At 69.1% G+C, this 14,985-nt stretch carries 16 protein-coding genes and 1 pseudogene; 9 read left to right on the forward strand and 8 right to left on the reverse strand.

The genetic code is table 11. The features are described 5' to 3' along the window. Nucleotides 1-146: 146 nt before the first annotated feature. Nucleotides 147-866, reverse strand: a complete 720-nt coding sequence (locus ACFW01_RS06295) for a DNA alkylation repair protein (protein ID WP_234959028.1) — start codon at nucleotides 864-866, stop codon at nucleotides 147-149. A 389-nt stretch (nucleotides 867-1,255) separates the two neighbouring features. Between ACFW01_RS06295 and ACFW01_RS06300 the strand changes: the two genes are divergently transcribed. Together ACFW01_RS06300 and ACFW01_RS06305 are read left to right on the forward strand one after the other, a co-directional pair. Then, nucleotides 1,256-1,948, forward strand: coding sequence for a DUF4232 domain-containing protein (locus ACFW01_RS06300; RefSeq protein ID WP_384502509.1), 693 nt, complete (start codon nucleotides 1,256-1,258; stop codon nucleotides 1,946-1,948). A gap of 137 nt (nucleotides 1,949-2,085) precedes the next feature. Continuing rightward, nucleotides 2,086-2,931: a phosphotransferase enzyme family protein gene (locus tag ACFW01_RS06305; protein ID WP_384502510.1), complete on the forward strand. Its 846-nt coding sequence runs from the start codon at nucleotides 2,086-2,088 to the stop codon at nucleotides 2,929-2,931. Between the two features lie 89 nt (nucleotides 2,932-3,020). On the opposite strand, the gene ACFW01_RS06310 is transcribed toward ACFW01_RS06305, so the two are convergent. Next, nucleotides 3,021-3,617 (reverse strand): TetR/AcrR family transcriptional regulator, encoded by a 597-nt coding sequence (locus ACFW01_RS06310; protein ID WP_384502511.1) that lies wholly within the window; start codon nucleotides 3,615-3,617, stop codon nucleotides 3,021-3,023. A 338-nt stretch (nucleotides 3,618-3,955) separates the two neighbouring features. On the opposite strand from ACFW01_RS06310, the gene ACFW01_RS06315 reads away from it, so the two are divergent. Further along, entirely contained in the window at nucleotides 3,956-4,894 is a 939-nt protein-coding gene (locus ACFW01_RS06315) for an alpha/beta fold hydrolase (protein WP_384502512.1), read from the forward strand. Between the two features lie 72 nt (nucleotides 4,895-4,966). On the opposite strand, the pseudogene ACFW01_RS06320 reads toward ACFW01_RS06315, so the two are convergent. From ACFW01_RS06320 to ACFW01_RS06330, 3 genes and pseudogenes are all read right to left on the reverse strand, one after another. Next, nucleotides 4,967-5,245, reverse strand: a pseudogene (locus tag ACFW01_RS06320) (hypothetical protein); the annotation flags it as partial. Further along, nucleotides 5,227-5,733 carry a DinB family protein gene (locus tag ACFW01_RS06325; protein WP_234959033.1) on the reverse strand — a complete coding sequence of 169 codons (507 nt, stop codon included), beginning with the start codon at nucleotides 5,731-5,733 and terminating at the stop codon, nucleotides 5,227-5,229. The gene ACFW01_RS06325 and the pseudogene ACFW01_RS06320, both read right to left, overlap by 19 nt. Continuing rightward, nucleotides 5,730-6,131, reverse strand: coding sequence for a VOC family protein (locus tag ACFW01_RS06330; protein ID WP_384502513.1), 402 nt, complete (start codon nucleotides 6,129-6,131; stop codon nucleotides 5,730-5,732). The genes ACFW01_RS06325 and ACFW01_RS06330 overlap by 4 nt, the downstream gene beginning before the upstream one ends. Before the next feature lie 207 nt (nucleotides 6,132-6,338). Between ACFW01_RS06330 and ACFW01_RS06335 the strand changes: the two genes are divergently transcribed. Both ACFW01_RS06335 and ACFW01_RS06340 read left to right on the forward strand, forming a co-directional pair. After that, nucleotides 6,339-7,112, forward strand: a complete 774-nt coding sequence (locus tag ACFW01_RS06335; RefSeq protein ID WP_234959035.1) for an MBL fold metallo-hydrolase — start codon at nucleotides 6,339-6,341, stop codon at nucleotides 7,110-7,112. A gap of 68 nt (nucleotides 7,113-7,180) precedes the next feature. Continuing rightward, nucleotides 7,181-7,801, forward strand: coding sequence for a hypothetical protein (locus ACFW01_RS06340; RefSeq protein WP_234959036.1), 621 nt, complete (start codon nucleotides 7,181-7,183; stop codon nucleotides 7,799-7,801). Nucleotides 7,802-8,122: 321 nt separating this feature from the next. Here the strand turns inward: ACFW01_RS06340 and ACFW01_RS06345 are convergent, their stop codons facing one another. The 3 genes from ACFW01_RS06345 to ACFW01_RS06355 all read right to left on the reverse strand — a co-directional run bounded on the left by ACFW01_RS06345 (nucleotide 8,123) and on the right by ACFW01_RS06355 (nucleotide 11,076). After that, nucleotides 8,123-8,758 (reverse strand): DUF3558 family protein, encoded by a 636-nt coding sequence (locus ACFW01_RS06345; RefSeq protein WP_234959037.1) that lies wholly within the window; start codon nucleotides 8,756-8,758, stop codon nucleotides 8,123-8,125. 57 nt (nucleotides 8,759-8,815) lie between these two features. Next, nucleotides 8,816-9,163 (reverse strand): hypothetical protein, encoded by a 348-nt coding sequence (locus tag ACFW01_RS06350; protein WP_384502514.1) that lies wholly within the window; start codon nucleotides 9,161-9,163, stop codon nucleotides 8,816-8,818. A gap of 365 nt (nucleotides 9,164-9,528) precedes the next feature. Next, on the reverse strand, nucleotides 9,529-11,076 hold the full coding sequence (locus ACFW01_RS06355; protein WP_234959039.1) for an MFS transporter: 1,548 nt from the start codon (nucleotides 11,074-11,076) through the stop codon (nucleotides 9,529-9,531). Nucleotides 11,077-11,414: 338 nt separating this feature from the next. On the opposite strand from ACFW01_RS06355, the gene ACFW01_RS06360 reads away from it, so the two are divergent. From ACFW01_RS06360 to ACFW01_RS06375, 4 genes are all read left to right on the forward strand, one after another. Beyond that, nucleotides 11,415-12,140, forward strand: coding sequence for a GntR family transcriptional regulator (locus tag ACFW01_RS06360; protein WP_234959040.1), 726 nt, complete (start codon nucleotides 11,415-11,417; stop codon nucleotides 12,138-12,140). Beyond that, nucleotides 12,137-12,970 carry a sterol desaturase family protein gene (locus tag ACFW01_RS06365; RefSeq protein WP_384502515.1) on the forward strand — a complete coding sequence of 278 codons (834 nt, stop codon included), beginning with the start codon at nucleotides 12,137-12,139 and terminating at the stop codon, nucleotides 12,968-12,970. Before ACFW01_RS06360 ends, ACFW01_RS06365 begins: the two co-directional genes overlap by 4 nt. 87 nt (nucleotides 12,971-13,057) lie before the next feature. Then, nucleotides 13,058-14,047, forward strand: coding sequence for a GlxA family transcriptional regulator (locus ACFW01_RS06370; protein WP_384502516.1), 990 nt, complete (start codon nucleotides 13,058-13,060; stop codon nucleotides 14,045-14,047). 125 nt (nucleotides 14,048-14,172) lie between these two features. Then, nucleotides 14,173-14,811 (forward strand): HD domain-containing protein, encoded by a 639-nt coding sequence (locus ACFW01_RS06375; protein WP_234959042.1) that lies wholly within the window; start codon nucleotides 14,173-14,175, stop codon nucleotides 14,809-14,811. The last annotated feature ends 174 nt before the right edge of the window (nucleotides 14,812-14,985 follow it).

A 14,985-nucleotide genomic window follows, 5' to 3' on the forward strand; every position in this document is an offset into this window, starting at 1 on the left:
GCCCCCCCCGGCTGAACCCTTCCCCCAAGGCCAGTTCACCGCATCCTGACACACGAAGAGCCCTGCCGGACGGGCCACCCACCCATGGCACGGCACGGCACAGCTCACCGCCCGGGGGACGGGCCCGGTCCCCCGGGACGTGCCGTCTACCGTCGACGCACGAACCTCGCCCGGTCCTCCGGCTCCAGACGCTCGGTGGCGTGGCGCACGGTGATCCGCGGCAGTTCGAGGGCGTGCAGGTCGAGGAAGTGGACCAACGCCCGCGCGTCATGGCGGCCGATCTCCCGGAGCATCCACCCCAGCGCCTTGTGGATGAGCGGCTCCGGATCCTGGCGGAGCGCGATGACCAGGGAGAACGTCGGCTCGTAGCGGTCCGCGCGAATCAGTGTCAGCGTGGCCACGACGGCGATCCGCCGCTCCCACAGGGAGGCCGACCCGGCCAGCCGGTCCAGCACCTCCTCCAGGACGTCCTGTGACTCCTCCAGAAGCCACTTGCCCAGCACGACGGGCGCGGATCCGTCCACCAGATCCCAGTTGTCCACGCAGTCGGTGTGCGCCAGGTAGAAGTCCACCAGCGCCCCGCGCTCCACGCGGCCACGGGCGAAACGCATCTGCTCGGCCAGCACCAGGAGCCCGGCGAACCGTTCGTCATGGACGCGGCCCCGCAGCAGGGCGTTCACCTCCTCCGGCCGCAACCCGCGGTAGCGCCGCGCGAGCTTGCGCAGCACCGGGACCCTTACGCCGAGCAGCTCGTCGTCGTCCGCGGGGCTGAGTACCCGTAAGAGCTGGGCGCGTACCTGCGGTTCGGCCAGCTCCCGCAGCTCGGACCGCAGCCGCTCCAGCGGCGCGCTTGAGGAAGACGTCATGTGTCGGGACGCTAGCGCGTCTCGCGACGGGCCCGTCCGGGGGCGAGCCGGCCGACGCCCGGATGCTGGAGAGTTTTCGTGCAGCCATGTCACCGGCCCGGTCAAGATCCGCCTCGTTACAGCACTGTCCCAGGGGGTGGCGGCCCTGAACGGGCGAGGGACGGCGGCTGGAAGTGCCTGTCTGGCCGACCGAGGGCGTGCCCTGCCGGGCGTGCGCCGGCGGAGGTGCGTGGTGGGCGCGCCTTGCTGTGCGTGTAACAGGAATGTATGCAAGGGCGGTTGTGCGGAACGGACTGCCGGGCGGGGTTGCTCTTCGTGTGCACAAGCGCCGGTACAGCAGCGACGGGTACCGACGGCCGGCACGCCCAACCGATTCTGAGGAAGTGACGATGCGCGTTCACAAGCTCACCTTCGCGGCTCTCGCCGTTGCCGCGAGCCTTTCGCTCACGGCCTGCCAGAACGACGACGACGCCACCGGGCAGAGCGACCTGTCGGCGGCGTCCAGCGAGGCTTCCTCGGGCGGCGGTTCGGGCTCGGGCGATTCGCAGCAGGGCGCCGGGGACGAGTCCGGCGGGGAGGGCACCGGTGGGGAGGGGACGGCAGCGGGGTCCGGGTCCGGCTCCGGCTCCGGTTCTGGCTCCGGGTCCGGGGAGAACGACAAGGTCGGCAAGTGCCGCACCGGGGAGCTGAAGTTCAAGGCGATGGACGCCACCATTGACGGCGACGCCGAGGGCACCGTCGCGGTGGAGCTGACCAACGGCGGCGGCCGGGCGTGCGCGATCTCGGGATACGCCGGCGTCGACCTGAAGACCAACTCGGGCACGCTGTCCGCGAAGCGCAGTGGCGAGCCGGTCGTCCCGGGCACCCTCAAGGACGGGGAGACCGTGGCCTTCGGCATCCACTACCCGATCAACGACTCGGGCGGCTCCGGCGTCCGTATCACCGGGCTCGTCGTCACCCCGCCCGACGAGACGAAGTCCGTCACCCTCGACTGGCCGGGCGCCGCCACGCTGCCCGTCACGGACGGCACCGGCTCCCCGGTGAAGGTGGGCCCGATCGGCAGCGCCGGCCAGGGCGGCTGACCGCGCTCAGCCGCCGCTGCCGTGTGCGGCCCCGGACCCGCTCGATGGCGATCGCGACCTGAAGTACCGTCAGAGAGCGCCGCGGAGCCGCGGTGTGCTGCAGCAGGCGGCGTTGGTGGAGAGGAGCAGAGCGACACATGCAGGAGCCGGAGTTCCGCCGTGCGGTGACCGCGGCCACGTCGATTGCCTCATCACTCGGCCTGGCCACCGAAGACGTGACCGTCCTCCATGACTCGAACAAGCTCACCCTGCGTCTGCTGCCCTGCGACGTCCTGGCCAGGGTGGCACCCGTGGCGCAGCAGGTCGCGGAGTTCGAGGTCGAGCTGGCACAGCGGCTCGCCGCATCCGGGTGCCCGGTGGCCGCCCTCGAACCTCGTGTGGAGCCACGCGTCCAGGAGCGTGACGGCTTCGCGGTCACGCTCTGGACCTACTACGAGCCCATGGCACCCGCCGAGGTGTCACCGGTCGACTACGCCGACGCGCTGAAGCGTCTGCATGCCGGCATGAGCCGGATCGACGTCCCGACGCCGCACTTCACGGACCGGGTCGAGCAGGCGCAACAACTCATCGCCAACCGGGACCGCACCCCGGATCTCGCCGAAGCGGACCGGCAACTGCTGCGCAACACGCTGCACAGCCTGAGGCGAGCGATTTGCGAGCGCGGCGAGACCGACCAACTGCTGCACGGCGAGCCGCACCCGGGCAACGTCCTCACGACACAGCACGGACTGCTCTTCATCGACCTGGAGACGTGCTGCCGCGGCCCCGTCGAATTCGACCTCGCCCATGCCCCCGAGGAGGTCGGCACGCACTACCCGGGCGTCAACCAGGACCTGCTGCGCGAGTGCCGCCTCCTCGTACTGGCGATGATCACAACGTGGCGCTGGGACCGGGACGACCAGTTCCCCGACGGACGACGCATGGGAACGGAGTGGCTCGGCCGGATCCGAGCAGAACTCGGCGAGGGCGGGCACCGGAGCTGATCGCGGAGCAGCGACGCCTGAACCGCGTACCGGCTTTTCAATTCAGGGCTTGCCCAGAAGTGGCCTGTGTGGCTCGGACCCCCGGCCTCCTAGGCTTGCCCGGCCGCGCGCAACGTTTGCGAAAGCGCGTCAACGGTCACGCCCACGATGGCCAAGAGCTGCGCGTGGCTCGCCCCGGCTCTGCTCATGACGGCGAGAGACTGGTTCACGGCCGCCACGTGTTCAGCGAAGGCGTCGGCGTCCTCGTCAGTCAAGCGCCCCGCCTTCAGTGCGGTGCGCAGGCGCACACGCTGGAGGCCGAGCGCCTCCTTGGCGTGCGCCGCGACGGCGGGGCTCAGCACCGGGATCGCCATGGCCGACTGGGCGATCAGACATCCATCGGGGAGTTCGGGATCGGCGATGCGCTCAAGGGTGACGTCGAAGAAGGCACGAACAGCCGCGAGGGGTTCCGAGGCTGCACACGACAGGGCGGCGTCGTACTTCTCGCCGTAGCGCGCGGCGTAGCGATCCAGGCAGCGCCGGAAGAGCGTGTCCTTGGCGCCGAGCGAGGAGTAGATGGAGCTGCGGTTCAGGCCGGTTGCCCGTGACAGGTCGTCCACAGAGGTGTCGGCGTAGCCGGCGCGCCAGAACTGGATCATCGCGGCGTCGAGTGCCGTGTCCATGTCGAACTGCTTCTTGCCTGCCACGTGGCACTTCCTTGCCGGTGTCTTGATGTCTCTGGGCCGTACTGCACACCATTCTATCTTGAACTAACCAGTTCAATATGTGCTACGTTGGAGACATGAGCACGACCGCAGGCCCTTCCTCCGTCCGAGGCGGCTCTGACCGTTCCGCGCTACGACCTTGGTCTGGCGGTACTCGGCGACATGGCTGCGGATCTCATCACCGCCACGCCGACGTAGCCGACGGCGGGACCGTGCCCGGGCCCGCTCGTCAGCCGCCAGGGGCGTGCTTGCGCCCTGGGCCTCGGGCGTGACTTCGACGCCGGCACGACCAGCACGTCCCACACCAATGAAGGTCTCCCATGGCTGACTCAGCGATCACCTCTCAGCATGACTCCGAAGCCAACCCCGTCCGCGACCTGCCCCTGCACAACCTGGACGGGTTCACCCACCGCTGGGTCGACGCGGACGGCATCCGTCTTCATGCCGTCGAAGGGGGCCAGTCGACCGGCCCCGCCGTCGTCCTGCTCGCCGGGTTCCCGCAGACCTGGCAGGCCTGGCGCAAGGTCATGCCCCGTCTCGCCGGCCGGTTCCGCGTCATCGCGATCGACCTGCCGGGCCAGGGCCACTCCGAGCGCCCGGAGCGAAGCTACGACACCCACACGGTCGCCGCCCACGTCCACGCCGCCGCAACGGCACTCGGAGTGCCGTCCTACTGGCTGGCCGCCCACGACGTCGGCGCCTGGGTCGCCTTCTCCCTCGCCCTCAACTACGAGAGCCACCTGCGTGGGGTCGCCCTGCTCGACGCCGGAATCCCCGGCATCACCCTCCCGGATTCGATTCCAACCGACCCGGCCCGGGCGTGGAAGACCTGGCATTTCGCGTTCCACCTTGTGCCCGACCTGCCCGAGACCCTGCTCGCCGGCCGCGAACGGGACTATGCCGGCTGGTTCCTGAAGACGAAGGCCTTCTCTCCCGACGCGTTCGACGACTCCGACCTCGACCACTACGCAGCGGCCCTCGCCGCCGACGGCGGCCTCCGCGCCTCCCTCGCCTACTACCGAGACGCCGCCGAGTCGGCGCGCAAGAACCACCAGGCGCTGAGCCGTCGGCACCTGTCCGTGCCCATCCTCGGAATCTCCAGCAGCCACGGATCCATCCCGGACATGGCCGCCTCCATCAGCCCATGGGCCGGCAACACCACGGGAGTCGTGGTGCCCGACGCCGGGCACTTCATCCCCGATGAGCAGCCCGAAGCAGTCGCTGCCGCTATAGCCGACTTCATCACCGGCGACGACTGACGTCCAACGGGGCAGTGTTTCCTGGGCAAGGTCGGCGAGAGTGACCTTCGAGCGGGAGGCGAGCCGGTGGCCCGGCGGCAGGATCGCTACAGGTCCTTCGACCGCCAGGGTTTCGTGATCCAGACCGGTCATGTCGTCGAACGGCGCGTACAGCAGGGCGACATCGGCGCGGCCGTCGCGGAGGTAGTCGGCGCGGTCGGTGGCTCCGCCGAAGAGGATGTCCACCTGGCGGGCGTCGGGCCGGCCATGCCCAAAGACTAAGGGCTGACCCGCAAGGCTCTTTCGGCCCTCAACGATCTCCGCCTGGCCCTGGCGCCATGCCTGTGGGCACGTCAGGTCAGGACCATCCACCGTCGGCCGTCGAGGAGTTCACGCGCCGCATCGAGGTGGCCGGCATGGCAGGCAGTCTCGGTGATGACATGCAGCAGGACGTCTCGAAGGGTGTGCAGGTGCGGTTCGCCGAAGAGGTGGTGCGGCCACCAAGCCAGGGGAGTGTCCACAGCGGTGGCACGGATGATGGTGTCCGCCAGGCCGGTCTCCGTGCGGTATCGGTCGAGGATCTCGGCAGCCGGAACCTCTCGCCCCACCTGCCATGCGTCGCCGTCGTCGTCCACGGACTTGATGACGTCTTCGGCACCCGCTACCACCGCGCGGAACCAGAACCGCTCAACATCGAGGGCGAGATGCTGGACGAGGCCGAGACAGTTCCAGCCTGATGGCAGCACGGGTTGGCGAAGGGCATCCGTGTCGAGGCCGTCGAGTATGCCGAGCACGTGGCGGCGCTGTCCGTGCAGGAACGACAGGAGGGTCCGGATCTCAGGGTCCGGCGACGCAGTCACTTGGCGATTTCCCAGATGTGGCCGCCGGGATCACGGAAACTGGCGGTCCTTATGCCCCAAGGCCGGTCCATGGGGCCGTTGAGCAGGGTGACACCGCGGGCGGCCAGTTCCTTGCACATCGCGTCAACATCGTCCACCGGCAGGGTGAGTTGGAGACGGGAGCCGGCGCCAGCCTGGGCGACGCGAGCGGGAGCGATGAGCTCGGGTGCCGCGGTGGTCCTGAGCAGGTTGATGATGGTGTTGCCGAATTCGAAGACAGCTGAGTTGTCATTCTCGAAGGCCACCGGCAGCCCGAAGACCTCCCGGTAGAACCGCTTCGTGGCGTCCAGATCCTCCACGAAGAGGGTGATGGCGCTGATGCCTGTGGGCCATGAGTGGGTGCTAGCCGTGTCTGTCACAGCTACAAAGGATCTACGACCGGGCTAGCCACGTACAGAGGTCGGATCGAGCGATGTTCTCGCGACAGGCATGGCGCCATCCGGCGAGCGCGAGGTGGTGCGCATGCTTCCAGGCGGGTGGTTCCTCGCCCTTTCGACGACGGTGAGGCACACGACCGGCCCGGTGCCCAGTCAAGACCTGTGGATCGCGTGTTCTAGGATCCCGGGATGAGCGACGAGCTGCTTCACCTCACGGTTCTGGGCTCCGCGACGCCCTACCCGAGCGTGGACAATCCGTGCTCCGGCTATCTCGTGTCGAGCGGGGACACGCGTATCTGGGTGGACGCGGGCAGCGGGACGCTCGGCCCGCTCCAGCGGCATGTGCGGCTGGATGAGCTCGACGCGATCTGGATCTCGCATCTGCATGCCGATCACAGCGCGGACCTGCTCACCGCGTACTACGGCGCTTTGTACGCGGACATTCACCTGGTTTCGCCGATCCCTCTCTACGGTCCGCCTGGAATCGCCGACCGGCTGGCCAACTTCCTCACCAACACTCCGGCCCGCAGCCCGATCGAATCGGCCTTCACCGTCACCGAGTTGCACGACGGGCACGAGGCGGCCATCGGCTCGCTCCGACTGACCAGCCGGGCGGTGTCGCACGGCATCCCCGCCTTCGCCGTCCGCATCGAGGCGGCCGGCAAGTCGCTGGTGTACTCCGGGGACACGGCACCGTGCCCTGGCCTCACCGAGCTGGCCGAGGGATGCGACGTGCTGTTGTGCGAAGCCGAGAGCGCTCAGGCGCCGGTCGAGGGCGACCAAGTGCACCACACGCCCGAGGACACCGGCGACACAGCCGACACGGCCGGGGCGGGCCGACTGATCGTCACGCACGTCGGCCGCTTCCTCACGCCGCAGCAGGCGGTGGCGCGTGCCGCGGCGCGCTTCGAAGGTCCCGTCGACTACGCCCTGCCCGGTGCGACCTTCTCGATCGGCCAGTAGTGCTTTTCGCGCCGGTCGTCGATCCGACAGAGGCGAAAGCATTTGACGGCGTCAGGAGAATGCCTGGTATGGGTACAGACATAAGCGGCTTCATCGAGTATCGGGCGCCGCAGGACGATCAGGAGCCGACCTGGTACAGCGCACATGGCCTCAGCTCCCTCAATGATGTCCGTAACTACGACGCGTTCGGTTGTCTCTTCGGGGTCCGCAACTATGCGAACTTCCGCCCCTTGGCGGCGGGCAGGGGGTTTCCCGCCGACGCCTCGGCAGCCCTGGATACGCGGTTTGCCCAGCTGACCGAGTGGTACGGCGAAGACGGCTTTCACGGCATGACGTGGATCACGTGGGCCGAGGTGAAGGCCGTCGACTGGGACGAGCCCGCAGAGAAGCCCGACAGCCGGCTTCACCAATACCGCCAGACGCCGACCGGGCTGAGGATGACGGGCAAAGCGTCCTGGAATGGCGACGCATTTGCCGAGGCTGTCGGTCTCAAACCTGGCGAGGTTCGGGAGTGGCCCGAAGCAAGTGAGTGGCTCGTCGGGGACACGCTCTACAGATCAGTCACCATCTGCCGCAGAGACGCCGTCACCGAAACCGGCGAGTGGCAACCCGTCTGGCAGGCCATGAAAGAACTCGCGGAACAGCACGGTGACGACAACGTGCGCCTCGTCGTGTGGTTCGACGACTGAGCAGCGCACTGCCACCGCGCATCGCCGCTGGAGACCTCTTCCTGTTCCTCTCGCGGACCAGATGAAGATGGCGGCGATGCGTGATGGATGCTGGTCTGGTCGAGCCCTTCGCGCGACAGCACCACATCCGCGTCCCGGGCGACGACCACGCCCCAGTGGCCATCGCCATCGCCATCGCCATCCTGCAACTGCGTCTGGCCGATCTCGAAGCCCTCAACGCAAGCGCTCGACCTCATCAAGTGCTGGCAGAGCCGTTACCCGTACAAGGCGATCTGGGTCAACCACGAGCCGCTTGGATGATCCGTCCGTGTCGGTGCCGACTCACCGGAGGTGGGTAAGGGCTGCCGCGGCGACGGACGCCCCGGCGGGGCAGGTGCCGTCCTGGGAGACCCCGCGTTCCGGAATGGTCGTGGTGCCGACCAGGCGGTCGATGTCGTCGACCGCGACGAAGATGAAGCAGATGTTCTGGAACTCCGCCTGAATGGCGTTGTGCTGTCCTACCGGCACCTGCGAGACGCGTCCATTCTTGGTCATGGTCCGGGCGTAGGACAGGGGGAGGTCCACTGCGAGGCTGACGCTCTGGCCCGCCAACTTCCACATGCACGAGGCGCCGTGGTCGCCGACTTCCTGCTTACCCCGGCCCTTGATTCCGAGGGCGGCGAGATCGCGTGCGTCGAGTGCTTGGCACGGCCGTGAAGCCAATTCCTTCTGCGTGTACGTGCGAGGTGCGGCGGCGGAAGCAGAGGTGGTTGCGGCGGGTGAGGGCGAGGGTGTCGGGGAAAGGGAAGGTGACGCGGCGGGGGAGGAGGAGACCGGCGAGGTCGGTGACGCCTTACCTGTCTGCCCGCCCGAGCACCCTGCCCCGAGCAAGCCGACCGCGACAACGAACGCGAGTCCGGCGAGCTTTCGGGAGCCACGGCTCCTGGGATACTGCTGCTCAGAATCAAGTCGCGGCATTCAGCCGCCCCCTTCGGGTCATGATGGCCAGGCTCGGCTTCCCTTTCGAACGCCGGGTCAGAACACGTCGAGGCTGCCCTCCAGGCTCAGCCACGACAGGGACGCTACGGTGCTCAGCGTGGGGCACAGCTCACGCAGCTTGTCCGGACTCGTTCTCGGAGGTTTCGGGCTCATCCCGTAGCAGCCGGCGTTCCGAAGCATGTTCACGGACCGCGCCACCTGACCCGCGGCCTTCTTCGGGCCGGCGTACTCGCTGCCGGGAAAGTGCTTCTCAATGTGCCCGGTCATCGCGTTGGCGACTTCGCCGGCCGCGGTGAGGTCCTTTCCACACCCGGCGTCGTCCCAGGGGACACCGGTGCACGCGGGCGTTCCGACGAGGCCGTAGACGGTCTGGTAGACCGGCATGATCTCCGGTGGTGTCGCGGGAGCGTCCGAGGCTCCGGCACCCGGCGGCGGCTGCGAGGGCGGGAGGGGCGACGCGGGGGAGGCGGTGGCGGAGGACGATGTCCTGGGCGACGTACGGCCGTTGTCCGCCTGCCCGTTCCCGCTTCCGCCTCCGCAGGCGGCCAGTGTCAGGACTGCCGTGAGCGCGGTGGCCAAGGTGGTTGGAGCATGCCGGTGCTTGATCATCGGTTCCCTGTTTGGTTGTGTCGGGGCGAGCGGACGCGGATCGTGCGGCCGCCGGGGTAGTCGCGTCCCAGACTCAACCGACTGTCGAGTTGTTCAGCCACGGGAATCGCGGGACTGAACAACGTTCCTCCCCGTACCGGTCATGGTTCGCCCGTACTGCCGTTGCCCTTCAGACGTTCCAGGTCCGACCCGCGTACCTGGATGACGAACAACGCGATGACAGCGGCGAGCCCCGCCATCACGGCGGCTACGACGAACGCCGCGCTCACGCCCGCGGTAAGCACCTGATCGCCCCAGATTCCCGGCAACTCCCCGGTGCGTCGCGCCTCCGCCTGCTCCTGCGGCGTCGCCTCGGAGAGGAACCTCGGCAGCAACGACTCGGCCTTGTTACGGCTGGCCGTGCCGAACGTGGTCACCAGAATGGAGAGGCCGAGCGAACCGCCGACCTGCTGGGTCGCGTTGAGCACCCCGGACGCCGCCCCCGACTCGCGTTCCGCGACCCCGGAGACCGCCATCAGCGTGAGGGAGACGAACTCCATGCCCATGCCGAGGCCGAACACCAGCATCGGCCCCAGCACACTGCCCGCGTAGGTGCTGTTGATGTCGGTCAGCGTCAGCCACGCCAGGCCCGCCGCCGCGAGCAGTCCGCCGAGCACCATGAACGGCTTGGGGCCCGTTCTCGGCAGCAGCTGCGACGCCAGGCCGGCGCCGACCGCGATCACGGCGCTCACGGGGAGGAAGGCGAGCCCGGCCTCCAGCGGCCCGAACCCCAGCACGTTCTGCACGTACAACGTGAGGAAGAAGAACATGCCGAAGATGGCCGCGGACAGGCTGAGCATCATCGCGTACGTGCCGGCCCGATTGCGGTCGCGGAACATCCGCAACGGCGTGATCGGCTGCCGGGACCGCCGTTCCACCAGCAGAAACGTGGCCAGCAGGACCACGGCGACCGCGAAGGCGAGGAGGGTGACCGCGTCCCGCCAGCCGTCCTCGGACGCCCGGATGAAGCCGTACACCAGTGAGACCATGCCGAGGGTCGAGGTCAGCGCCCCGGTGACGTCGAAACGGCCCGGCCGGCGCTGGGACTCACGGATGTACCGTGGCGTCGCCAGCGCGATGAGGAGGCCTATCGGCACATTCACGAAGAAGATCCAGCGCCAGTCGAGCCATTCGACCAGGATTCCGCCCGCGAGCAGCCCGACCGCGCCGCCGCCCGCCGACACCGCGGCGAACACCCCGAACGCCCGATTGCGTTCGGGCCCCTCGGCGAAGGTCGTCGCGATCAGCGCCAAGGCCGTCGGGGAGGCGATGGCGCCGCCCATGCCCTGGAGGGACCGGGCCACCAGCAACTCCCAGGGGTTCTGTGCCAGCCCGCACAGCAACGATGCTCCGACGAACAGCAGCACTCCGATGACGAACATCCGCCGTCGGCCCAGGATGTCCCCGGACCGGCCGCCGAGCAGCAACAGCCCGCCGAAGGTGAGGGTGTACGCGTTGATCACCCACGACAGACCTTCGGTCGAGAAACCGAGCGAGGTCTGGATGTGGGGGAGGGCGATGTTCACGATGGTGATGTCCAGGACCACCATCAGCTGACACGAGGCGATGACCAGCAGTGCTACGCCTCTGCCACGCTTTCGTCGCGGCTGAGTGATCGAATCGGCCGGGACAGGCTGAGGGTTCGACATGTGCGTTCCCTATGGCGAGGGCCTGAGGGCGGGCTGCAGGAGCCCCACGACGACCGTAAGCCCACACCTCGGACTGCACCAATCGGGTGAGTGTGGACATCGGCGACGAGCTACCGACTCGCGGTCAGCCGCTGCCGGCCACCGCTATACAGCGTGTACGCAATTCGTACAGATGCGGTACGGCGCCGACGCGATGTCCGTTCGATCGAGACCACGGCGCGCGGCCCCGCGACTGGAGTCGGGGGACATGGCTGGCGCACAACGACCCTCAAAACCCGTCCGGTTCACTCTGGTCCAACCAGTTGACCAGATGCCGCGCACGGTTCAGGCTCTGCGCCATGACAGAGCAGCCGATCCGGCGTGAGGCGGTCTCCGACCAGTTGTTCACGCTGCTGAGAGACCGAATCCTGAGCGGCACGCTCGCCGCCGGTGCGCCCATGACCGCCGAACGGGAGCTGGCCGCCGAGTTCGGGGTGAACCGGCACGCCGTACGGGAGGCGGTCAAGCGGCTGCAGCAGGCGCGGCTCGTCGAGGTGAGCCACGGCGGACGCACCCGGGTCCTGGAGTGGCGACGCACCGCCGGACTCGACCTCGCCGTGCAGCTCGCCCGCGCGACCGGGTCCCCCACGCACGACCTGCGGCGGGACGTCCTGGAGATGCGGGCCTCGCTCGGCGCGGACGCCGCCCGGCTGTGCGCGGCCCGCTGCTCGCGCGAGACCGCCGCCGGCATCGTCAGCGGCGCGGCCGGATACATCGGCTGCGGACCCGACCTCGCCGAACTGGGCGCCGCGGACGTCGCGTGGTGGCGGCTGATCGTGGAGGGCTCCGGAAACCTCGCCTACCTCCTCGCCTTCAACACCCTCGTCGACGGCTCCCTCATCGCCGGTGAGGTGCCGATGGAACTGCGCGCGGCCGAACTGCTGGACATCGAGGGCCACGTGCGGCTCGCCGCGCTCATCGGAACGCGCGACGAGCAGGGCGCGGAGGCCGCGGCACGCGCCCTGCTCGCCCGCAGTGTGCCCACCGCACCCGTCGCCCCCGAACGCGAAGGAGGACCGGCGTGATACCCGCAGTCGTCTACGCGATACCCGCCTTCCTGCTGCTGGTCGCCGTGGAGGCGCTGTCGTACCGCTTCCTGCCGGACGACGAGGAACGGGGCTACGAGACCCGCGACACCGTCACCAGCATGTCGATGGGTGCGGGCAGCCAGGTCGTCGGCCTCCCGTGGAAGGCGGTCGCGATCGTCGCCTACGCCGGGCTCTACACCCTCGCGCCCTGGCAACTGTCCCCCGGCTCGGCCTGGACGTGGGTGCTCCTGTTCTTCGCGGACGACCTCGCCTACTACGTCTTCCACCGCGCGCACCACCGCATCCGGGTGCTGTGGGCGAGCCATGTCGTCCACCACTCCAGCGTGCGCTTCAACCTCTCCACCGCGCTGCGGCAGAGCTGGACACCCATGACCACGCTGCCGTTCTGGCTCCCGCTCGCCCTGCTCGGCGTACCCCCGTGGATGATTCTGCTCCAGCAGTCGATCAGTCTCGTCTACCAGTTCTTCCTGCACACCGAACGCGTGGACAAGCTCTGGCGCCCGGTCGAGTTCCTCTTCAACACCCCTTCGCACCACCGCGTCCACCACGGCTCCAACAACGCCTACCTGGACCGCAACTACGGCGGCATCCTGATTGTCTGGGACCGGCTCCTCGGTACGTTCCAGGCCGAGGGGGAGCGGGCTGTCTACGGTCTGACGAAGAACATCGACACCTACAACCCGCTGCGCGTCGCCTTCCACGAGTACGCGGCCACCTGGCGCGACGTGCGCTCCGCCACCCGCTGGCGGGACCGCGCGGGTCACGTCTTCGGACCGCCCGGCTGGACGCCGAAGGCGGACCACTGAGCCGCGGCTGACGCCGGTCTCGCCCCGTCGGCGAGGACAATGGGACCAACGCGTTCCCGCGAGAGAGCCGCGACGAGGGTGAGGACGATGGAGCCGGATGAGCACAGCATCGGCGTACTCGTGTTCGACGGGATGAAGATGCTGGACCTGTCCGGGCCCGCCGAGGTCTTCAGCGAGGCCAACCGGTACGGCGCCCGCTACCGGCTGACCCTCGTGTCGGTCGGCGGGGGAGGGGTCGCCACCTCCATCGGCGTCCGCGTCCCGGTCGACGCCGGGGTCTCCGGAGCCTCCGCCTTCGACACCCTGCTGGTCGTGGGCGGTGACCAGGTGCCGCACGGCACGGTGGCCCCTGACCTCGCCGCCGCCGCACGAGAGCTGGCCTCCCGGTCCGGCCGGGTCGCGTCGATCTGTACCGGTGCGTTCATCCTCGGCTCCGCGGGGCTGCTCGACGGCAGGCGGGCGACGACGCACTGGCAGCACACCGCGCTGCTGGCCCGTCGTTGCCCCGCCGCACGCGTGGAGCCCGACGCGCTCTACGTACGGGACGGCGCGCTCTACACCTCGGCCGGCGTCACCGCGGGCATCGACCTGGCACTGGCCCTGGTGGAGCAGGATCACGGACCTGATCTGGCACGCGGCGTCGCCCGCTCCTTGGTCGTGTACATGCAGCGGGCGGGCGGGCAGTCCCAGTTCTCCGCCTCCCTCCAGGGGCCGCCCCCGCGCACGCCGGTCCTGCGGCAGGTCCAGGACGCCGTACAGGCCGATCCCACGGCCGATCACGGCCTGGGGGCCCTCGCCGCGCGGGTGCGGGTCAGCCCCCGGCACCTGACCCGCATGTTCCGTACGGAGCTGGACACGACGCCCATGAGGTACGTGGAGCTGATCCGCTTCGACATGGCGAAAGCGCTGCTGGACGCGGGGCACAACGCGACGGAGGCGGCCGCCCGGTCGGGATTCCCCAGCTACGAGAGCCTGCGCCGCGCCTTCGCCCGGCATCTGGGCGTCTCACCGACCAGGTACCAGCGCCGCTTCACCACGACCGGGGCGGGTACCCGGGCTTCGCGCGCCTCTCGCTGACACGCCGGGGTGCGTCGCGCGGCCGTGTCCGTCCGCGAGGGGTTGTCGGCCATCCGGAAGCGGACGCGCGGACACCGGCGGACGCAGGGTGGAACCACCGATCACCACTGCCAAGGAGTGCCGTCATGAGTGAGAAGATCGCCGGCGTCGAGATCCCCGACAGCGCCCTCGTCCGTGAAGCCACGGAGCTGATCCGCACCACCACACCACCGCTGATCTTCCACCACTCCCGGCGGGTCTACCTGTTCGGCAGCCTGCAGGCCGCCGCGCTCGGGCTCCGCCCCGACCCCGAGCTGCTGTACGTGGCGGCGCTGTTCCACGACACCGGGCTCGTCCCGCCCTACCGCGGCGACGACCAGCGGTTCGAGATGGACGGCGCCGACCAGGCCCGCGCCTTCCTGCTGGCCCGCGGAGCGTCCGCGTCGGACGCCGAGACGGTCTGGACGGCCGTCGCCCTGCACACCACGCCCGAGGTGCCCTACAAGCTGGCGCCGGAGATCGCGGCCACCACGGCGGGGGTGGAGACGGACGTGCTCGGCCTGAACCTGGGCAACCTCACCCGGGCCCAGATCGACGAGGTCACGGCGGCCCACCCCCGCCCGGACTTCAAGCGGCAGATCCTCCACGCCTTCACGGAGGGCTTCAGGCACCGTCCGGCCACCACGTTCGGGACGGTGAACGCGGACGTCCTCGAACACTTCGTCCCCGGCTTCCGCCGCACCGACTTCGTCGAGGTGATCGAGGGCTCCGACTGGCCCGAGTGAGCGGATCCGCCAAGGATCCGGGGGGAAGTGCGACCCGCGAGCCACCACACGTCGGACGAGCGGCGCAGGAGGAAGCGGCGAAGTCCATTCGGTCGGCGCAGCAGGGAATCGATTCGGCGGGTGAACGGTGCCCGGAGGAGCCGAAACGACTGCTCCGAGCTGTGAGTCTCGGAC

This window comes from Streptomyces sp. NPDC058985 (genome assembly GCF_042740985.1).
Taxonomy (GTDB): domain Bacteria; phylum Actinomycetota; class Actinomycetes; order Streptomycetales; family Streptomycetaceae; genus Streptomyces.